This window comes from Vibrio navarrensis, from assembly GCF_015767675.1.
Classification (GTDB): Bacteria; Pseudomonadota; Gammaproteobacteria; order Enterobacterales; family Vibrionaceae; genus Vibrio.
In genome coordinates, this window is the sequence record NZ_CP065217.1 from 3,473,534 (window position 1) to 3,491,643 (window position 18,110).

Annotated in this window: 19 protein-coding genes; 10 read left to right on the forward strand and 9 right to left on the reverse strand. The window is 51.2% G+C overall.

What is annotated here, in order from left to right:
- Positions 1–3 precede the first annotated feature (3 nt).
- The 3 genes from aroE to I3X05_RS16480 all read right to left on the reverse strand — a co-directional run bounded on the left by aroE (position 4) and on the right by I3X05_RS16480 (position 2,415).
- Entirely contained in the window at positions 4–837 is an 834-nt protein-coding gene (gene aroE / locus I3X05_RS16470) for a shikimate dehydrogenase (protein ID WP_337970863.1), read from the reverse strand.
- Between the two features lie 73 nt (positions 838–910).
- On the reverse strand, positions 911–1,828 hold the full coding sequence (hemF, locus tag I3X05_RS16475) for an oxygen-dependent coproporphyrinogen oxidase (protein ID WP_045569033.1): 918 nt from the start codon (positions 1,826–1,828) through the stop codon (positions 911–913).
- A gap of 29 nt (positions 1,829–1,857) precedes the next feature.
- Positions 1,858–2,415, reverse strand: coding sequence for an L-threonylcarbamoyladenylate synthase (locus I3X05_RS16480; protein WP_045569034.1), 558 nt, complete (start codon positions 2,413–2,415; stop codon positions 1,858–1,860).
- Positions 2,416–2,599: 184 nt separating this feature from the next.
- Here I3X05_RS16480 and purE point away from each other — a divergent pair, with 184 nt between their 5' ends.
- Positions 2,600–3,085 (forward strand): 5-(carboxyamino)imidazole ribonucleotide mutase, encoded by a 486-nt coding sequence (gene purE, locus I3X05_RS16485; protein WP_039460909.1) that lies wholly within the window; start codon positions 2,600–2,602, stop codon positions 3,083–3,085.
- A 4-nt stretch (positions 3,086–3,089) separates the two neighbouring features.
- Positions 3,090–4,223: a 5-(carboxyamino)imidazole ribonucleotide synthase gene (locus I3X05_RS16490; protein ID WP_193157877.1), complete on the forward strand. Its 1,134-nt coding sequence runs from the start codon at positions 3,090–3,092 to the stop codon at positions 4,221–4,223.
- 67 nt (positions 4,224–4,290) lie between these two features.
- Here the strand turns inward: I3X05_RS16490 and I3X05_RS16495 are convergent, their stop codons facing one another.
- Genes I3X05_RS16495 through I3X05_RS16510 form a run of 4 tightly spaced genes read right to left on the reverse strand, consistent with a single transcriptional unit; the run spans position 4,291 to position 7,573 of the window.
- Positions 4,291–4,869 (reverse strand): DNA topoisomerase family protein, encoded by a 579-nt coding sequence (locus tag I3X05_RS16495; RefSeq protein WP_337970864.1) that lies wholly within the window; start codon positions 4,867–4,869, stop codon positions 4,291–4,293.
- Between the two features lie 21 nt (positions 4,870–4,890).
- On the reverse strand, positions 4,891–5,370 hold the full coding sequence (locus tag I3X05_RS16500) for a DUF494 family protein (protein ID WP_045569037.1): 480 nt from the start codon (positions 5,368–5,370) through the stop codon (positions 4,891–4,893).
- A 2-nt stretch (positions 5,371–5,372) separates the two neighbouring features.
- Complete coding sequence (dprA, locus tag I3X05_RS16505; protein WP_045569038.1) at positions 5,373–6,476, reverse strand: DNA-processing protein DprA; 1,104 nt, start codon at positions 6,474–6,476, stop codon at positions 5,373–5,375.
- Positions 6,476–7,573: a LysM peptidoglycan-binding domain-containing protein gene (locus I3X05_RS16510; protein WP_045569039.1), complete on the reverse strand. Its 1,098-nt coding sequence runs from the start codon at positions 7,571–7,573 to the stop codon at positions 6,476–6,478. The genes dprA and I3X05_RS16510 overlap by 1 nt, the downstream gene beginning before the upstream one ends.
- Positions 7,574–7,711: 138 nt before the next feature.
- On the opposite strand from I3X05_RS16510, the gene def reads away from it, so the two are divergent.
- The 6 genes from def (at position 7,712) to I3X05_RS16540 (ending at position 13,996) form a co-directional block, all read left to right on the forward strand.
- Positions 7,712–8,224: a peptide deformylase gene (gene def, locus I3X05_RS16515; RefSeq protein WP_045569040.1), complete on the forward strand. Its 513-nt coding sequence runs from the start codon at positions 7,712–7,714 to the stop codon at positions 8,222–8,224.
- Positions 8,225–8,257: 33 nt separating this feature from the next.
- Entirely contained in the window at positions 8,258–9,205 is a 948-nt protein-coding gene (fmt, locus tag I3X05_RS16520) for a methionyl-tRNA formyltransferase (RefSeq protein WP_045569041.1), read from the forward strand.
- Between the two features lie 78 nt (positions 9,206–9,283).
- Positions 9,284–10,564, forward strand: a complete 1,281-nt coding sequence (gene rsmB / locus I3X05_RS16525) for a 16S rRNA (cytosine(967)-C(5))-methyltransferase RsmB (RefSeq protein ID WP_193157878.1) — start codon at positions 9,284–9,286, stop codon at positions 10,562–10,564.
- A gap of 57 nt (positions 10,565–10,621) precedes the next feature.
- Entirely contained in the window at positions 10,622–11,998 is a 1,377-nt protein-coding gene (gene trkA, locus I3X05_RS16530; protein ID WP_039435980.1) for a Trk system potassium transporter TrkA, read from the forward strand.
- A gap of 9 nt (positions 11,999–12,007) precedes the next feature.
- Positions 12,008–13,453: a TrkH family potassium uptake protein gene (locus I3X05_RS16535; RefSeq protein ID WP_045569042.1), complete on the forward strand. Its 1,446-nt coding sequence runs from the start codon at positions 12,008–12,010 to the stop codon at positions 13,451–13,453.
- 9 nt (positions 13,454–13,462) lie between these two features.
- Complete coding sequence (locus I3X05_RS16540; protein WP_045569043.1) at positions 13,463–13,996, forward strand: DUF3157 family protein; 534 nt, start codon at positions 13,463–13,465, stop codon at positions 13,994–13,996.
- On the opposite strand, the gene trhA is transcribed toward I3X05_RS16540, so the two are convergent.
- Positions 13,993–14,637 (reverse strand): PAQR family membrane homeostasis protein TrhA, encoded by a 645-nt coding sequence (gene trhA, locus I3X05_RS16545; RefSeq protein WP_045569044.1) that lies wholly within the window; start codon positions 14,635–14,637, stop codon positions 13,993–13,995. The two genes, I3X05_RS16540 and trhA, sit on opposite strands and share 4 nt — an antisense overlap.
- Before the next feature lie 89 nt (positions 14,638–14,726).
- Entirely contained in the window at positions 14,727–15,518 is a 792-nt protein-coding gene (locus tag I3X05_RS16550; protein ID WP_045569045.1) for a sporulation protein, read from the reverse strand.
- 601 nt (positions 15,519–16,119) lie between these two features.
- Here I3X05_RS16550 and I3X05_RS16555 point away from each other — a divergent pair.
- Positions 16,120–16,386 (forward strand): YihD family protein, encoded by a 267-nt coding sequence (locus tag I3X05_RS16555; RefSeq protein ID WP_039422426.1) that lies wholly within the window; start codon positions 16,120–16,122, stop codon positions 16,384–16,386.
- A 280-nt stretch (positions 16,387–16,666) separates the two neighbouring features.
- Positions 16,667–18,088, forward strand: coding sequence for a cytochrome c oxidase accessory protein CcoG (gene ccoG / locus I3X05_RS16560; RefSeq protein WP_193157879.1), 1,422 nt, complete (start codon positions 16,667–16,669; stop codon positions 18,086–18,088).
- The last annotated feature ends 22 nt before the right edge of the window (positions 18,089–18,110 follow it).

Genomic DNA, 18,110 nt, shown 5'->3' on the forward strand with positions numbered 1-18,110 from the left:
TGACTACTGACCTTCTAGGTTTTTGCGTAATTCACGTAATATCTGCTTTGCGCTCGGCCGCAAGCCGCGCCACAACATAAAACTTTCCGCCGCTTGGTTGACCAACATTCCCAAGCCGTCATACGCTTGGGCTACACCATGCGTTTTAGCCCATTGGTTAAATGTCGTGTCTCCTTTGCCATACATCATGTCGTAGCTAATGCTGCTGGTGGTAAATATAGCGGGGCTGACAGAGGGGAGCTCATCACTCAAAGAAGCGGACGTGGAATTGATAATGACATCGTACCCTTCCTCAATCGCACTCATCGCTTTTGCCATGACTGGCCCATAGGGAGAAAATAGCTCCGCAAGCGCCTGTGCTTTGACGAAGGTGCGGTTGGTAATAGTCAATGATGCGGGCTGCTGTTGCAACAAAGGCAGGATCACCCCCCGCGCGGCGCCACCAGCACCGATTAACAAGATTTTTGCGCCACTAAGCGACACTTGATACTGCAATAAATCTTGCACTAACCCTGCACCATCGGTGTTATCACCAATGATCTCACCGTCATCAAGTTTCTTTAAGGTATTCACGGCCCCTGCCAGTTGCGCGCGCTCGGTTAACCGATCCGCCAATTGATAAGCCTCTTCCTTAAACGGCACCGTCACATTACACCCTTTTCCACCTGTGGCAAAAAAGGCGTTTGCGGCGGACTGAAAACCATCCAGCGGAGCGAGCTCTGCGGTATAGCTTAAGGACTGATTGGTTTGGCGAGCAAACAGGGTATGGATAAACGGCGATTTACTGTGCCCGATCGGGTTACCAAACACCGCATAGCGATCAAGTTGCTGGGTCATTTCCTTACCTTAAAAACAAAACAGGGCCATCTAATTCGATGACCCTATCATTATCTCCTTGAGGAGAAAAGCGTTACCAATCTCTCGGCTGGAGGAACTCGTCATACAAGCGTGCTTCCGCCGAACCCGGTTGTGGCTGATAAGCATATTCCCAGCGAGCCAATGGCGGCATAGACATCAATATCGACTCAGTTCGACCGCCACTTTGCAGACCAAACAAGGTGCCGCGGTCATAGACCAAATTGAATTCTACATAACGACCTCGACGATAGAGTTGGAACTCCCGCTCGCGCTCACCATATTCAAGCACTTTGCGACGTGCGACGATTGGCAAATACGCCTGACAATAGCCTTCCCCCACCGCCTTAAGGTAATCAAAGCATTTATCAAATTCCCATTGGTTCAGATCGTCAAAGAACAAACCGCCCACACCGCGGGTTTCGTTGCGATGCGGCAAGAAGAAGTATTGGTCGCACCACGCCTTGTGCTCAGCGTAAACCGTCTCACCAAACGGCGTGCATAGCGCTTTGGCCGTGTCATGCCATGATTGGCAATCTTCTTCAAACGGATAGAAAGGCGTCAGATCGAAACCGCCACCAAACCACCAAATCGGCGCTTCGCCCTCTTTTTCGGCGATGAAAAAACGCACGTTGGCGTGTGAGGTGGGTACATAAGGATTTTTCGGATGCATCACCAAAGACACGCCCATCGCTTCAAAACGCCGCCCAGCCAACTCCGGGCGATGTGCTGTGGCAGAAGCTGGCATCATTTGGCCCTGAACGTGAGAAAAATTAACCCCACCTTGCTCAAACACATCACCATCACGCATTACCCGCGTGCGGCCTCCACCGCCCAGTTTTTCTCCGGGTTCACGCTGCCAAGCATCCTCGACAAACACCGCTCGTCCATCTTCTTGTTCTAATTGCTGACAAATTGCATCCTGCAGTGCCATCAAATACTGCTTCACTGCTTGTTTATTGATTGCTGACATTCTTTACTTACCTTTGAAGCAATGCAGGGTTATCCCTGTCTTAATATTTGTGCGCTTCGCACATCGCGAATTTCACTCGGTTTTGTTCGCCCACCCGTTTCACCAATGAGTATGGCCTGAACTTTATCGCCCAACTGCTGTTGCACTTGTTCCAAAGTGAGGCAGGCAGGAAGCCCGGACAGATTGGCGCTGGTAGAGGTTAACGGCTTTGCAAAGGCGATGCACAACTTTTGCACTAAAGGATGATCGCTGACACGCACCGCGACCGTATCATACTGTCCCGTGACCCAAGATGAGGCAGACGTGCTGGCAGGAACCACCCACGTATACGGCCCCGGCCAGCTTTGCTGCATGCGTTCGATCTCGATGTCAGTCAGAGCGTCTCGGTCGATGTAGGGCCATAACTGGTCAACATTGGCTGCAATCAAAATCAGCCCTTTATCGACCGGGCGCTGTTTGATTTCCAGCAGCTTACCGATCGCTCTACTGTTATCCGGATCGCAGCCCAAACCAAATACCCCTTCGGTAGGGTAAGCGATGACTTCGCCTTGCTGTAAAGCACGCAGTACCTGTTGAAAATTGTCCATCCCATATCTACCCACTGTTTGATTCGTTCTCAGTGTACAAACAATTCTCTCAGTGAGCGAAAAGGAATTACTTGAGCTCAGCGATTGGCGAAGTGACGCAAACGTTTGCTTGGCATCAAAAACCCCGTATAATGCGCACAAATTTTATCAGCTCACCCAATTATGCAGCTTGAAGGAGTTTGAGATGAAAGTCGGTATCATCATGGGTTCTAAATCGGATTGGCCAACCATGAAATTGGCAGCAGAAATGCTGGACAAATTTGGGGTTGAATACGAAACCAAAGTCGTTTCTGCACACCGCACCCCTCAACTTCTGGCTGAATACGCGTCCACCGCCAAAGCGCGCGGACTCAAAGTGATCATTGCTGGTGCAGGCGGCGCCGCTCATTTACCCGGCATGACCGCCGCATTCACAAGTTTGCCTGTACTTGGCGTTCCGGTGCAATCGCGCGCGCTCTCTGGGCTGGACTCGCTCTACTCCATCGTACAAATGCCAAAAGGCATCGCGGTTGGCACATTGGCGATCGGTGAAGCAGGGGCGGCCAACGCAGGGTTATTAGCTGCGCAAATTCTCGGCACCCATGATGAGGCTATTATGGCAAAAGTCGAAGCGTTTCGCGCCGAGCAAACCGAAAGCGTCCTTGCTCATCCAAATCCGGCCGAGGATTAATCCCATGCATGTACTGGTTCTTGGTGCGGGTCAATTGGCTCGCATGATGTCTCTGGCTGGTGCGCCACTGAATATTCAGATCTCCGCCTACGATGTGGCAAGCGGTAATATCGTCCACCCTCTGACTCAGCACCTGCTCGGCTATGGCTTAGAAAATGCCATTGAACAAGTCGATGTGATTACCGCAGAGTTCGAGCACATTCCCCATGATGTACTTGATGTGTGTGAAGCGAGTGGCAAGTTTCTACCTAGCACGCAAGCGATTAAAGCTGGTGGTGATCGTCGCTTGGAAAAAGCGTTGTTGGATAACGCAGGTGCGCGCAATGCAAACTACTACATCATTGAGACGCGTGAAGATTTTTCTCGGGCGATAGAGCATGTCGGTGTACCTATGGTGCTCAAAAGCGCCTTGGGTGGCTATGATGGCAAAGGCCAGTGGCGCTTGAAAGACGCCACTCAGGCGGAGGCTATCTGGAAGGAAATGGCCGAATGCATTGCGGCCACGCCAACCCAAGCGATTGTCGCTGAAGAGTTTGTCCCTTTTAACCGTGAAGTCTCGTTAGTCGGCGCACGAGCCAAAGATGGCCACGTCGAAGTGTATCCTTTAGCGGAGAACGTACACACCAACGGCGTTCTGAGCCTTTCCACCGCAATTGATGCGCCAGAGCTGCAAGCCCAGGCAAAGCAGATGTTTACCGCGGTCGCGGAGAGCCTCGATTACGTGGGTGTGCTGGCGCTGGAGTTTTTTGATGTCGATGGGCAACTGCTGGTGAATGAAATCGCGCCTCGAGTACATAACTCTGGCCATTGGACACAGCAGGGCGCGGAGACCTGTCAGTTTGAAAATCATCTGCGTGCCGTATGTGGCCTGCCACTTGGCAGTACCAAGCTGGTGCGTGAAACGGCGATGATCAATATTCTCGGCGAAGAGAGTTTGCCTGAGTCGGTGCTCGCGATGGCTGGCTGCCATGTTCATTGGTATGGCAAAGAAAAACGGACTGGACGCAAGATGGGACACATCAATGTGTGCGGTGACTACAGCGGTGAACTGCAACGCCGTTTGTGCGCGTTAGCCAAAGTGCTGGACGCCGATGCGTTTCCGGCCGTGCAAGCCTTTGCCAGCAAATGGCGTGATTAATTCAATCGCTGATGATAACGAAGATAACAAAGGAGCACATGGCCCCTTTGTTGTTTAATCGTCCTCTTTAGGATTCAGTACCACTCGATTGCACATGCTGGCACTTACGATCTGCGCACTGATATTTCACCCCGTGAGCGGATTTCTTCTCCACCAATAAAGCAAAACCGCACTGCTCACAGCGCCCTTTCACTGGGGCTTGATTGAGCGCGAATTTGCATTTTGGGAACTGATCGCAGGCATAGAAGGTTTTACCAAAGCGATTTTTCCGTTCCAGCAAATGGCCTTTTCCGCATTCAGGGCAAGCGAACAACACCTTTTGATCTCTGGCTTCAACTGGATTAATCGATTCGATATGATGGCACTGCGGGTAAGCACTGCAACCGACAAACATGCCATAACGCCCCTGACGCAGCACCAACTCTTGACCACACTCTGGACAGGCGACGCCAAGTTCTTTAACGATATGACCGTCATTGTGATGCAGCGCTTTGATGTAATCACACGCGGGATAGTGGCCGCAGCCAAGGAAAGGACCGTGTTTACCGTGCTTTAACACCAATTCTCCACCGCATTTCGGGCATGGCTCACGCTCTAATGCGTGTTCATGCGCCGGAAATAGGGTGTGGTCGATTTTACTACTCATAGATACCGTGCAGGGAAAGCGTTAATGCAAAATGCCTTGTTCTTTGGTGTACAACAGCTCTTCCATCAGCGTGTAGGCGTTTTCATTGCCGGGCACATTAAACAGCACCATCAGAATAATCCACTTGAGATCGTCGAGCTCAAATTCGTTGGTTTCGAGCCCCATCACCCGATCGATCACCATTTCACGGATTTCGGTGGTCAGCACATTAATTTGCTCGAGAAACAACAGAAAGCCACGACTTTCGAGATCCAATCGTTGCATTTCCTGCGCCGTATAGATACGGGTAGACGCGGTGGCACTACAACGCGAAATGGCTGAGTGCGCATCGCTTTGCTGCAACGCGGCGAGCTCTTCTAACCAAAGAAGGGCTTTATAGATATCTTGTTGGTGAAATCCCGCTCGAAGCAGTTCTTCTTCAAGCTCATCTTGATCCACTTGCAAATCTGCATCGCTATGGATGTAAGTTTCAAACAGATACATCAGTATATCCATCATCATAGCTAGCCCCTCCCCCTTCGAATATAGCCACCGTTAATTGCAACAACATGTCCTGAAAGCTCAAGCTCTAGGAGCTGCATCATGACTTCTTGCACAGGTATATTGGTCCTGTTTGCCAGAATATCAACTGGTGTCGCCTCACTTCCTACGTTAGCTAACAGCTCAGAAAATGGCAATTGTTCTTCGGTATTAAGTGGAGAAAATAAATCTCCCGTTTGCTGCTGATAAGACCAATCCAGTAACGATTGTATTTCACGCAAGATGTCATTGGGCTCAGAGACTAAGCACGCCCCGTTTTTGATCAGTTGATTGCCACCTCGGCCATTCACCGAAGAAATCGAACAAGGCAGAGCAAAGACTTCTCGCCCTTGCTCTGCCGCATAACGAGCGGTGATGAGTGAGCCGCTTTTTTCAGCCGCTTCCACAACCAACACCCCCAGCGCCAAGCCACTGATAATACGATTACGGCGAGGGAAGTTCTCCGCACGGGGTTTAGCATCAGGGCGAAACTCAGACACCAGCGCACCTTGCTCGGCGATTCGTTGCGCCAACTTGCGATGGCGAGCGGGATAAATGTGTTCGAGCCCTGAGCCTAGCACGGCGATGGTGTCACCACCTGCATTGAGTGCGCCATCGTGAGCGTGGCCATCAATACCCAGCGCTAAACCACTGGTCACCGCAAGCCCCTGTTGAACTAAAAACTCCGCAAACTGCCGAGCATGCTGTAGCCCTTCTAGACTGGCATTGCGACTACCAACCATCGCAAGTTGCGGCTTGCTCAGTGCGCCCACCTCCCCTTTAACAAACAGATAAGGCGGCGCGGCTCCAGCTTCTTTAAGCAGTGGCGGATAATCGTCATCGACTAAGGTGAGAATGTGATGACCTTGTTGCAGTTGCCAAGTCAGTGACGCTTCCACATCGCGGCGAGCCTCTTGCCGCAGATAGGCGAGTTGAACGGCAGAAAACCCCAAATTGAGCAATGCATTATCTGAGTAGGCGAGAATATTGAGCGGAGAATCAATACTGAGTAATTTGGCTAATCGTTTTACCCCGATCTGCGGCGTAAAACTTAAGCTTAACCAAGCGATCAGTTCTTGCTCTGACATTACGGCTCCTGAGCAGAGGGACGCGGTTGATGAGCTTTGGGCGGCACAACGATAATGTCTCGGGTGATCGGTTTATTGCTGCGAGTAATCAAAGCAAGACTAAAATAGTCGTAAGGGCGGATCACCATCAGTTCGCCAACGCGCGTTTGTGGCAAGGTGATGGCTTCGTCAGCCGAACCGGATTCATAGCTAAAGGCATCATCTCGGCGATACACCTCAGCCGAGGAGTTATACAACTCAAACATATGCCCTTGACGCAGATTGTCCGCCGAACCTTTATCCAAAATTACCACCTGATTTGGCGCGCTGTAATCAATGCCATCAATATTGCCAAGCATTTTCACCGCTAACCCTTGCGGTGCCGGAGAAGGATAAAAGGTTGCAGAAAGGGTATTGAGCTGAGTTTCTGAGACGGGCAAAGCAATGTCATTCAGCAAGACTTCTTGGCGAAGGGCTGTCACTTCAAGACTCGAATAGTCTTCAGCACTTTGACGAAGCTTCCCTTCTGCGACCACACGCAGCGCAACCACTGGCGATGATTGATCGTCACGGGTAAACTCGGCCACCACACGGTAGATGGCCCACTGCTTTTCACTGTGTTGGCCGCTGATAAACAAGCTCTCTTCTTTTGCGAGATATTGATGCCCCTCACTGGTGCCCATCACTCGAGCGACCGTGGCGAGCTTTTCCTTTTCTAATAAGCGATCCGATTGGAGATAAGGGAGCACTAAGCTTTCCACCACAACCGGCAGAGCTTTCTTCTCGGTAATGCGCGCTTTGGGGCTCAAGGTGACCACGGGTTTTAAACTCAGCATCGGCTGACCATTTTTCCACACCAGCGACAACTTATCGCCCGGATAGATCAGGTGAGGGTTCTCAATCTCCGGGTTAATCTGCCATAAACGTGGCCACAACCAAGGGCTGTCTAAGTAGAGCGCGGAAATATCCCACAAGGTATCGCCCTTCACCACCACATAGGTTTTCGGTGCATCCGCTTTAATCGCCAAAGGCACCGTTTCGGCCTGAGCCATTAACGTAGCGGTACAAAACAGAGGCAATAATATGGCGCGCGACAGCGCTTTAATGGCTAGCTTCATGATTAAGTTCCCTACTCCAAGAACGGGAGTAACACGCGGAAATTGGTGTCAGGATGCTGTCATTTAGGCTATAAAATGTCTAGAATTGAGCCAACTAGGTTTGTGCTGTTTCGGCACGCTTCAACATTTTGAGTGTATATGTCTGTATTGCAAGTATTAACATTCCCGGATGATCGCCTGCGCACCGTTGCAAAACCGGTCGAAACCGTGACCCCTGAAATTCAGAAAATCGTCGACGACATGATCGAAACCATGTACGACGAAGAGGGCATCGGCCTTGCTGCAACACAGGTGGATATCCACCAGCGTATCGTGGTGATTGATATCTCCGAAAACCGTGATCAGCCGATGGTGCTGATCAATCCAGAAATTTTAGAAAAACGCGGCGAAGACGGCATTGAAGAAGGCTGTTTGTCGGTTCCCGGCGCGCGCGCATTGGTACCTCGTGCGGCAGAAGTCACCGTCAAGGCGCTGGATCGTGATGGCACCCCATTCACGCTTGAGGCCGATGATTTATTGGCGATCTGTATTCAACACGAGCTCGACCATCTTCAAGGTAAGTTATTTGTCGATTACCTCTCGCCGCTTAAGCGCAAACGTATTCAGGACAAATTAGCGAAAATTAAACGCTACAACGAAAAAAACGCCTAATACGACCATTTTTAATTTAGAAGGAAGTCAGCCTTGAGCCAGTCTTTACGTATTGTCTTTGCAGGGACTCCGGATTTCGCCGCCCGTCATTTGGCGGCGTTGTTGTCTTCGGAGCACGACATTATTGCGGTGTACACTAACCCCGATCGCCCCGCGGGCCGGGGTAAAAAACTGGCCGCGCCGCCAGTCAAAGAGTTAGCCCTAGAGCACAACATTCCAGTGTATCAACCGGAAAACTTTAAATCGGCTGAAGCCAAGCAAGCGCTTGCCGACTTAAATGCCGATCTCATGGTGGTGGTGGCTTATGGGATGTTACTGCCGCAAGCGGTATTGGACACGCCTAAACTCGGTTGCATTAACGTACACGGTTCTATCTTGCCACGTTGGCGTGGCGCTGCGCCGATTCAGCGTTCTATCTGGGCGGGTGATGCCGAAACAGGCGTAACCATCATGCAGATGGACATCGGCCTCGATACCGGTGACATGCTCAAAGTCGCCACTTTACCGATTGAACCGAGTGACACCAGCAGCTCGATGTACGACAAACTGGCGCAACTGGGTCCGAAAGCGTTACTCGACTGTTTGAGCGAAATTGCCTCTGGCACCGCCGTGGCGGTAAAACAAGACGACGAGCTTGCTAACTACGCGAAAAAACTCAGCAAAGAAGAAGCACGCATCAACTGGCAAGACGATGCAGCGCACATTGAACGCTGTGTACGCGCCTTCAACCCTTGGCCGATCAGCCACTTTAACGTGGCCGAAAACAGCATCAAGGTGTGGCAAAGCCGCGTCGCAGAGCAAACCAGCTCAAAAGCGGCTGGGACCATTTTGCAAGCAGACAAAAACGGTATATACGTCTCCACTGGCAACGGTGTACTGGTTTTAGAACAGATCCAAATCCCGGGTAAAAAAGCGATGCCAGTGCAGGATGTACTTAACTCGCGCGCGGCTTGGTTTGAAGTCGGCTCGGTGCTGGTTTAATTTTCCGGGCGATGCAATTCGCCTCACTAAGAACTTTACGAGGGCAGAGACGCCCTCTTTAACTTTAAGGTACTCAACATGAATGTTCGCGCTGCGGCTGCCAACGTCCTGTATCTTGTGGTCGACAAAGGCCACTCGCTGTCCAATGCCCTTCCAGAAGCTCAACAATCAATTCGTCCACGTGACCACGCGCTGCTGCAAGAGATCTGCTATGGCGCGCTGCGCTATCTTCCTCGTTTGGAAAGCATTGCCAGCCAGTTGATGGAAAAACCGCTGAAAGGCAAACAACGCGTCTTTCATCATCTGATTTTGGTTGGCCTGTATCAACTCGGGCACATGCGCATTCCAGCCCATGCCGCCGTAGCGGATACCGTAGAAGGTGCGCAGGATCTCAAAGGGCCACGCCTGCGCGGTCTGATTAACGCGGTGCTGCGTAACTACCAGCGCAACCAAGAACAGCTTGATGCCTTTTCCGTTAGCCACAATGCGGGAAAATACGCCCACCCAAGCTGGCTGCTGAAAACACTACAACAAGCCTATCCGCAGCAATGGCAAGAGATTGTGGACGCCAATAACCAAAAAGCGCCAATGTGGCTGCGAGTCAATCGACAGCACCACGATCGCGATGCCTATGTGGCGCTGCTCAATGATGCAAACATTGATAGCACAACGCACAGCGAAGCAAAAGACGCGATAAAATTGGCCGCGCCTTGCGATGTGCGCGCTCTACCCGGGTTTGCTGAAGGCTGGGTTTCAGTCCAAGATGCCGCTGCCCAATTGGCTCTGCGTTATCTACAGCCACAAGATGGCGAGTTGATCCTCGACTGCTGCGCGGCACCGGGTGGCAAAACCGCCCATGTGTTAGAGCAGGTAAGCGCGCGAGAAGTGGTGGCGATCGACTGCGATGAAACCCGCCTTAAGCGCGTGACAGAGAACCTGCAGCGCCTCAATCTGCAAGCGCAGGTGATTTGCGGCGATGCACGCTACCCACAGCAGTGGTGGCAAGGCGAACAATTTGACCGCATTTTGCTTGATGCTCCTTGCTCTGCCACGGGCGTGATTCGTCGTCACCCCGACATCAAATGGCTGCGCCGCGAGGACGATATTGCGGCCTTGGCCCAACTGCAGAGCGAGATTTTCGATGCAATGTGGACACAGCTCAAACCGGGCGGTACGCTGGTTTACGCCACCTGTTCCATCATGCCAATGGAAAACGTCGAGCAGGTCAACGCGTTTTTGCAGCGCACCCAAGATGCCGAGTTAGTGGGCTCCGATCCTGAGCAGCCAGGGCGTCAGATTCTGCCGGGCGAAGAAGACATGGACGGCTTCTACTACGCGGTACTTCGCAAGCACGCATAAGCACAACAGGCGATTGAGCACAGCTCAGTCGCCTGTTCCCATTTAAGAGAACAGAGTATGAAGATCATTATTCTTGGTGCTGGCCAAGTTGGCGGCACGCTGGCAGAGAACCTGGTCGGGGAAAACAACGACATCACCATCGTCGACAAAAACGGCGACCGACTGAGGGAGTTGCAGGACAAATACGATCTGCGCGTGGTTAACGGCCATGCCAGCCACCCCGATGTGCTGCATGAAGCGGGCGCGCAGGATGCCGACATGCTGGTCGCCGTGACCAACACCGACGAAACCAACATGGCGGCGTGTCAGGTGGCGTTTACTCTGTTCAACACCCCGAACCGCATTGCGCGTATTCGCTCTCCGCAATACTTAGCTGAAAAAGAGGCACTTTTTAAATCGGGCGCGATTCCGGTCGATCACTTGATTGCACCAGAAGAGCTGGTGACCAGCTACATCGAACGTTTGATCCAATACCCGGGCGCGTTGCAAGTGGTCAGTTTTGCCGATGAAAAAGTCAGCCTCGTGGCGGTCAAAGCCTATTACGGCGGGCCATTGGTTGGCAATGCACTCTCTGCACTGCGCGAACACATGCCGCACATCGACACCCGCGTCGCGGCGATTTTCCGCCAAGGCAGACCGATCCGCCCGCAAGGCACCACGATTATTGAAGCCGACGACGAGGTGTTCTTCGTTGCGGCGAGCAATCACATCCGCTCGGTAATGAGTGAATTGCAACGGCTGGAGAAAACCTATCGCCGCATCATGATTGTCGGCGGGGGCAACATCGGCGCCAGTTTGGCGAAAAGACTTGAGCAGACTTACAGCGTCAAACTCATTGAGCGCAACTTGCAGCGCGCCGAAAAACTGTCGGAAGAGCTGGAAAACACCATCGTTTTCTGCGGTGACGCCGCAGACCAAGAGCTGCTGACGGAAGAGAACATCGACCAAGTGGACGTGTTTATCGCCCTAACCAACGAAGACGAAACCAACATTATGTCTGCCATGCTGGCCAAACGCATGGGGGCAAAAAAAGTGATGGTATTGATCCAGCGTGGCGCGTATGTGGATCTCGTGCAAGGCGGCGTGATTGACGTGGCGATTTCCCCACAACAAGCCACCATTTCAGCCCTGTTAACCCACGTTCGCCGCGCGGACATCGTCAACGTTTCCTCACTACGCCGCGGCGCGGCAGAGGCGATTGAAGCGGTCGCACACGGCGATGAAAACACCTCGAAAGTGGTTGGCCGCGCGGTGGGCGACATCAAACTGCCACCGGGTACCACCATTGGCGCCATCGTACGTGGTGAAGAAGTACTGATTGCCCACGACAGAACCGTGATTGAGCAAGATGACCACGTGGTGATGTTCTTGGTCGATAAGAAATACGTGCCCGACGTGGAAGCCTTATTCCAACCGAGCCCATTCTTCCTCTAGGACTGTTGTATGGTTAACTTTCGTCCCGTACTGTTTGTGATTGGGCTGGTATTGTCCAAAATCGCCCTATTCATGTACGTTCCGACGCTAGTGGCGTTTTTTACCGCGACCGGCGGCTTTCTCGATTTCGCCCAAGCGGTAGTGATTACGCATATTGCGGCGTTTATCTGTTTGAGCATCGGCCGCACCGCGCACTTTAAACTCAGCGTGCGCGATATGTTCCTCATCACCAGTTTGGTGTGGACCATTGCCAGTGCGTTTGCCGCGCTGCCTTTCATGTTCATCAACCACATCAGCTTTACCGATGCCTACTTTGAAACCATGTCCGGCATCACCACCACAGGCTCGACCGTGCTCAGTGGTTTGGACAACATGGCACCGAGCATCTTATTGTGGCGTTCGATTTTGCAATGGCTCGGCGGAGTGGGCTTTATCGTTATGGCGGTAGCGGTTTTGCCGATGCTCAACGTCGGTGGGATGAAGTTGTTCCAAACCGAATCTTCCGATTGGTCGGACAAAAGCAGCCCCAGAGCGAAAACCGTGGCCAAAAATATTGTGGCGGTGTACCTAATCCTCACTGTGCTTTGTCTGATGGGTTATTTGCTGACCGGGATGAACCTGTTTGACGCCATCAACCACTCATTCACCACCTTATCAACCGGTGGCTACTCCACTTCCGACGGCTCGATGAACCATTTTTCCAAAGGGGCACATTGGGTTGCAACCCTGTTTATGTTTTTGGGCGGCTTGCCTTTTCTGCTGTTTGTCTCGGCGCTGCGCAAACGACGTTTAGACGCGCTGTTTCGCGATGCGCAAGTGCAAGGCTTTACCTTTTTGTTTCTCGGTTCAAGCTTAGTGGTCGCGACTTGGTTGGTTATGCGCGACGGTTATACCATCGCCGATGCACTGCGGGTGGCAATGTTCAATATTGTCTCTGTGGTGACCACCACCGGATTTGGCCTGGAAGATTTCACCGCGTGGGGCGCTCTGCCGACCACGTTATTTGCCTTTTTGATGATGGCCGGAGCCTGCTCTGGCTCGACCTCAGGCGGAATTAAAGTCTTCCGCTTTCAGATAGCGATGACGCTGCTCAATAAGCAGATCATGAAACTCATCCACCCTTCGGGAATTTTCGTGCAGCGCTACAACCATCGCCCAGTCAATGACGACATTGTGCGATCCGTGGTGGCTTTTGGTCTGATGTTTTTTATTACTATCATCGCCATCGCAGGGGGGTTGAGTGCCATGGGGCTGGATCCCGTCACCAGCATTTCGGGCTCAATCACCGCAGTGGCGAACGTCGGCCCGGGAATGGGCAATGTGATTGGCCCAACAGGCAATTTTGCCCCGCTGCCGGATGCTGCCAAGTGGTTACTTAGCCTAGGTATGTTGATGGGACGTTTAGAAATTTTGACCTTGTTGGTGCTGTTCTTCCCCGCTTTTTGGCGACGTTAAGGAGATGCGATGAAACTGTGGACAACGGCCTTGATGCTACTGAGTGGCGCCAGCTATGCCGGGCAAGTGATTACCCTGCCCGATGGGCGGCAAGCCGAACTGAATGATGATTTTACTTGGCGCTATCTGCTACCAGAACAGAGCGAGAGAACACCGCAACCAATGCCACTGCGTAAACCGCTGCTGGCCGGCGTAACCATCACTCCCGGTAATGGCAAACCCGTGTTGCAACTCTCGCACTCTGGTGTGGATGTGATCCTGCGAGCGGCCGAGTATCAAGACGGCGAGTTGCTCATTCCGCTCTCCGTCGCCAATCAGAGCACGCAATCGGTGATCACTGTCGCCGTAGAGCTGACGATCACTAACTTAGATGGAGAAATTCTCTATCACGACAACGTCGGCGTCTGGCAATCAATCAAGCGTTTAGCAGAAACCTATTTGCGCCCACAACAGTTAGCGCAAGGCAAAACGATAAAAATCGCTTTGCCACCGCATGCTCAGTATCAGCTACAAGCCAATATCGTGCAGATAGAAAGCCGTTAAACCGGCTGAACGTAGAGATAAATAGCCAAGAAGTGGCAAACGCATCCAGCCAAGACAAAACAGTGCCAGATGGCATGATTGAAGGGAATGCGCTTTGCCACATAGAAAATCACGCCCAGCGAGTAGATAACCCCACCACAAGCTAAGAGCGTCAGCCCGCCCACATCCAACGTGATCGCCAATTGGTAAATCACGACCAAAGAGAGCCACCCCATCAGCAGGTATGATATGAGAGAAAAGCGCTTAAAGCGGTAGACAAACGCCACTTTCATGATGATGCCAAGCAGGGCTATCGACCAGATGACGATCATTAAACCAATCGCCAGTGGCGTGCGTAAACTCACCAACAGAAAAGGCGTATAGCTGCCCGCGATCAACAGATAGATGGCGCTATGATCAAACGTTTTTAGCCAACGTTTGGCCTGCGGTGAGGGAATCGCGTGATAAAGTGTCGAGGCCAAAAACAGCACAATAATACTGGCGCCGTAAACGGCCATACTGGTTATGGTTAACGGGTCGGCATTGTGTTCAGCGGCTTTGAGCAACAACAAAACCAGCCCAACAATCCCAAACACCATGCCCAGTGCGTGCGTCACCGCGTTGGCGACTTCTTCACGCACACTGTATTGATTTACTGACATAACAAACTGCACCGCACAAGATGACTGAATCTCGCGTCAGTATCGCACATTTAGCTTACACGTGTAAGCTAAAAATTATGACGCTTTGTTTACGTGCTTTGTTCCAAAAACTGCACCACTCGCGCACCAGCCTCTTGGCCACTGACATCAAGGGGAATCGTCAACTCGCGTTTCAGTTTTCCCGCCCCAAGCAGGCTGGCTAGCATGCCTTTTCCGCCTTCACGCAGGCGATCCACTTCAAACCACAAACTCAACCCATTCTCTTTACGATAGGCCACCATTTCCAGCTCACGCCAACGCCCGTGATAAGGACCTGCGGTTGGAACAAACTCAAATTCTTGCACAAAGGGCAACTCAAAACCCTCAGCAGCTTCGCATTCCACTTGGCGAATGCGCAGCCCCTTCTCTTCCAACGCAGTGAAAATGCCATCCATCAACGCATCTGGTCGCACGGTCAAACTGTCTTTGTCTGTAGGATCCAACGCCATCGCCACATCCAATCCCGTTTCCAGCCAAACACGCGCATCGCCTAAGGTGATCGGCGTGTTGCACGGAATCGCCAAGCTCACATCAAAGACCCGCTCTTCGCCTGGCTGGATGGTAAACGCATAGGGTAACGTCCACTTGGCCAGCACATGCGTTTGAGCGACGCGCCGCAACACCTGGCTTTCTCGATCGCCACTGTCCTGCGCGACTTCGGCGATATAGCGGCAGCAAAGCTTTACATCGATGTTGTCAATCTCCTGCGCACTCGCCCCACCATAGACATGGATTTTGAGCTCCGCCTGCTGGCCGGCGTACAACACATCCTGCTGCAACACCGAATCTACTTTGGCACTGCCGATACCAAAACTGGCCAACGTTTTTTTGAAAAATGACATATTCACCTCCTTGAACAGACATTCAGTGTACTGACGAATCGCCACTGGCGAATAGTATCCAGCTCACAGATAGTCGCTGCAATCTTTGTCTTGTCACATCGGTTAGACATTTTTTCCAGCGATCAATTGTGCACCTATCGATCGATTTTAATAAGGGTGCTAATCTATACCTGATATGCATGCATATCGTTATTCCTGCACATTTATTTGGATTGGCAGACGCCAGAAAGAGCCACCCTTCAAGTTTTGAAGTTCAACTCATAAATGTACAGGCCATTAGATTGGCAATGGATATGCCTGACCGTTAGGTAAAAAATGCGCCCAACAGCAGTCAGGTTCTCGCACACAAACCGTAGTGCAATGCGTCGTCGTAATGGTTTTGCCGTTGCTCCGACTGCAAAAAAAATGGCTCTTGGTATGACCTTAGTCGAGCAAGCCGCTCTGATGCAAACTCCGGCTAAAATCATTCAGGCAGCCTAATCTAAAAAGCGTAGCAGTTGCTGCGCTTTTTTCTTTTGCCAAGCTACACATTCCCGTTTGGCCTTCTGTTTGCAATTTGATACCTTAACGCAAAATACCTATAAAATTTGTGGAGAAAGAGATGAAGTGTCATCGCATTGAAGAGCTGCTTGAACTACTCGAACCGGAGTGGCAAAAAGAGCAAGAGATGAACTTGCTGCAATTTATCGTCAAACTCGCTGGCGAAGCAGGATTTAAAGGGCCATTGGAAACGCTTTCTGACGATGTGCTGATTTATCACCTCAAAATGCGCAACAGCGCCAAAGATGAGATGATTCCTGGGCTGAAAAAAGATCAGGAAGAAGACTTCAAAACCGCCATTCTACGAGCTCGTGGCATCATCGAATAAGCTCTCACTGATTGATTTTCTCAAAGCGATTCCGATGAATCGCTTTTTTATTTTCTCCCGCTGTTCAGAGAAAAATTGCGTTAACTGTACTGAAATTTGTTGTTAAAGGTTGATAGCGTTAAAGAAATACAAATGTTATTGGTTGTATAATCGTCATTCATCAGTATTTACTAAAATAGTAGATAGCCCTGTTCAATTCTATGAATGGCGGCCTATCAGCAATGTCACTGAGCGCAAACAAACAGAAATTGCGCCGCCAAAGCCTAAGAAGGATCAATCCATGAGTCAGGATAAAATCGATATCAAAGATGTGACTCCCAAAACGTTTAACCCGAAAACCCACAAAGGAAATGGCGATAGATTTAACCCCAGCAACCGGATTTACGTTCGTGAAAGCAAAGGCACTTACCAGAAGCTGCGCCGATATGGTGGTTGGTTTTTGCTTGTCTTGTTTGCGATGGTACCGTGGATCTCGTATGGCGATCGCCAAGCCATCTTACTCGACTTTAGCCACCAGCAATTTAACTTCTTTGGCACCACACTCTACCCACAAGATCTGACCTTGCTGGCGCTGCTGTTTATGATCGCTGCATTTGGCCTGTTCTTTATCACCACCTTTCTTGGCCGGGTGTGGTGTGGTTATCTCTGCCCGCAGACCGTTTGGACGTTTATGTACATCTGGTTTGAAGAAAAACTCGAAGGCAGCGCCAACAAGCGTCGCAAACAAGATGCCGGCAAGCTAACCACCGATTTGGTGCTGCGCAAAACCATCAAACACATAGCCTGGTTTGCTATCGCTCTGGCGACCGGATTTACCTTTGTCGGCTATTTTGTGCCAATCCGTGATTTGGTGGTGGACTTCTTTACCCTCAACGCCAGCTTCGGCCCGGTGTTCTGGGTGATGTTCTTTGCTATCTGTACCTATGGTAATGCAGGTTGGATGCGTTCGATCATGTGTATTCACATGTGCCCGTACGCCCGCTTCCAATCAGCGATGTTTGACAAAGATACCTTCATCGTCGGTTATAACACCAAGCGCGGTGAGCAACGCGGACCTCGTTCGCGCAAAGCCGATCCCAAACAGCTGGGCTTGGGTGATTGTATCGACTGTGACTTGTGTGTGCAGGTCTGCCCAACCGGGATTGATATCCGTGACGGTTTACAATACGAATGCATCAACTGCGGCGCCTGTATCGACGCTTGTGATACTACCATGGAGCGAATGGGCTACGAAAAAGGGCTGATCAGCTACACCACCGAACATCGTCTTTCTGGCAAACACACCAAAGTGATGCGCCCGAAACTGATTGGTTATGGTCTGGTGCTGTTAGTCATGATCGGGCTGTTCTTCGCCCAAGTGGCCTCGGTGGATCCAGCCGGGTTGAGTGTGATTCGTGACCGCAGTCAGCTGTTTAAAGTCAATAGCTCCGGCGAAGTGGAAAACACGTACACGCTGAAAGTGATCAACAAGACGCAGCAAACTCAAGAATATCAACTGGATGTGAAAGGCTTGTCGGATGTGAGCTGGTATGGCAAACAAACCATTCACGTCAGCCCCGGTGAGGTTTTGAATCTGCCGTTAAGTTTAGGGGTTAATCCCGACAAGCTGAGCTCTTCAATTACGACAATTCAGTTTATACTGACCGATAAGAGCAACGACTTCAGCATTGAAGTAGAAAGCCGTTTCATCAAGAAACTGTAACTTCACCCTTAATTATGGAAAA

What these genes read in the sequence shown, in the direction of transcription:
- aroE (WP_337970863.1), bottom strand. Translation starts at nt 837, where the DNA reads ATGACCCAGCAACTTGATCGCTATGCGGTGTTTGGTAACCCGATCGGG.
- hemF (WP_045569033.1), bottom strand. Translation starts at nt 1,828, where the DNA reads ATGTCAGCAATCAATAAACAAGCAGTGAAGCAGTATTTGATGGCACTG.
- I3X05_RS16480 (WP_045569034.1), bottom strand. Translation starts at nt 2,415, where the DNA reads ATGGACAATTTTCAACAGGTACTGCGTGCTTTACAGCAAGGCGAAGTC.
- purE (WP_039460909.1), top strand. Translation starts at nt 2,600, where the DNA reads ATGAAAGTCGGTATCATCATGGGTTCTAAATCGGATTGGCCAACCATG.
- I3X05_RS16490 (WP_193157877.1), top strand. Translation starts at nt 3,090, where the DNA reads ATGCATGTACTGGTTCTTGGTGCGGGTCAATTGGCTCGCATGATGTCT.
- I3X05_RS16495 (WP_337970864.1), bottom strand. Translation starts at nt 4,869, where the DNA reads ATGAGTAGTAAAATCGACCACACCCTATTTCCGGCGCATGAACACGCA.
- I3X05_RS16500 (WP_045569037.1), bottom strand. Translation starts at nt 5,370, where the DNA reads ATGATGATGGATATACTGATGTATCTGTTTGAAACTTACATCCATAGC.
- dprA (WP_045569038.1), bottom strand. Translation starts at nt 6,476, where the DNA reads ATGTCAGAGCAAGAACTGATCGCTTGGTTAAGCTTAAGTTTTACGCCG.
- I3X05_RS16510 (WP_045569039.1), bottom strand. Translation starts at nt 7,573, where the DNA reads ATGAAGCTAGCCATTAAAGCGCTGTCGCGCGCCATATTATTGCCTCTG.
- def (WP_045569040.1), top strand. Translation starts at nt 7,712, where the DNA reads ATGTCTGTATTGCAAGTATTAACATTCCCGGATGATCGCCTGCGCACC.
- rsmB (WP_193157878.1), top strand. Translation starts at nt 9,284, where the DNA reads ATGAATGTTCGCGCTGCGGCTGCCAACGTCCTGTATCTTGTGGTCGAC.
- trkA (WP_039435980.1), top strand. Translation starts at nt 10,622, where the DNA reads ATGAAGATCATTATTCTTGGTGCTGGCCAAGTTGGCGGCACGCTGGCA.
- I3X05_RS16535 (WP_045569042.1), top strand. Translation starts at nt 12,008, where the DNA reads ATGGTTAACTTTCGTCCCGTACTGTTTGTGATTGGGCTGGTATTGTCC.
- I3X05_RS16540 (WP_045569043.1), top strand. Translation starts at nt 13,463, where the DNA reads ATGAAACTGTGGACAACGGCCTTGATGCTACTGAGTGGCGCCAGCTAT.
- trhA (WP_045569044.1), bottom strand. Translation starts at nt 14,637, where the DNA reads ATGTCAGTAAATCAATACAGTGTGCGTGAAGAAGTCGCCAACGCGGTG.
- I3X05_RS16550 (WP_045569045.1), bottom strand. Translation starts at nt 15,518, where the DNA reads ATGTCATTTTTCAAAAAAACGTTGGCCAGTTTTGGTATCGGCAGTGCC.
- I3X05_RS16555 (WP_039422426.1), top strand. Translation starts at nt 16,120, where the DNA reads ATGAAGTGTCATCGCATTGAAGAGCTGCTTGAACTACTCGAACCGGAG.
- ccoG (WP_193157879.1), top strand. Translation starts at nt 16,667, where the DNA reads ATGAGTCAGGATAAAATCGATATCAAAGATGTGACTCCCAAAACGTTT.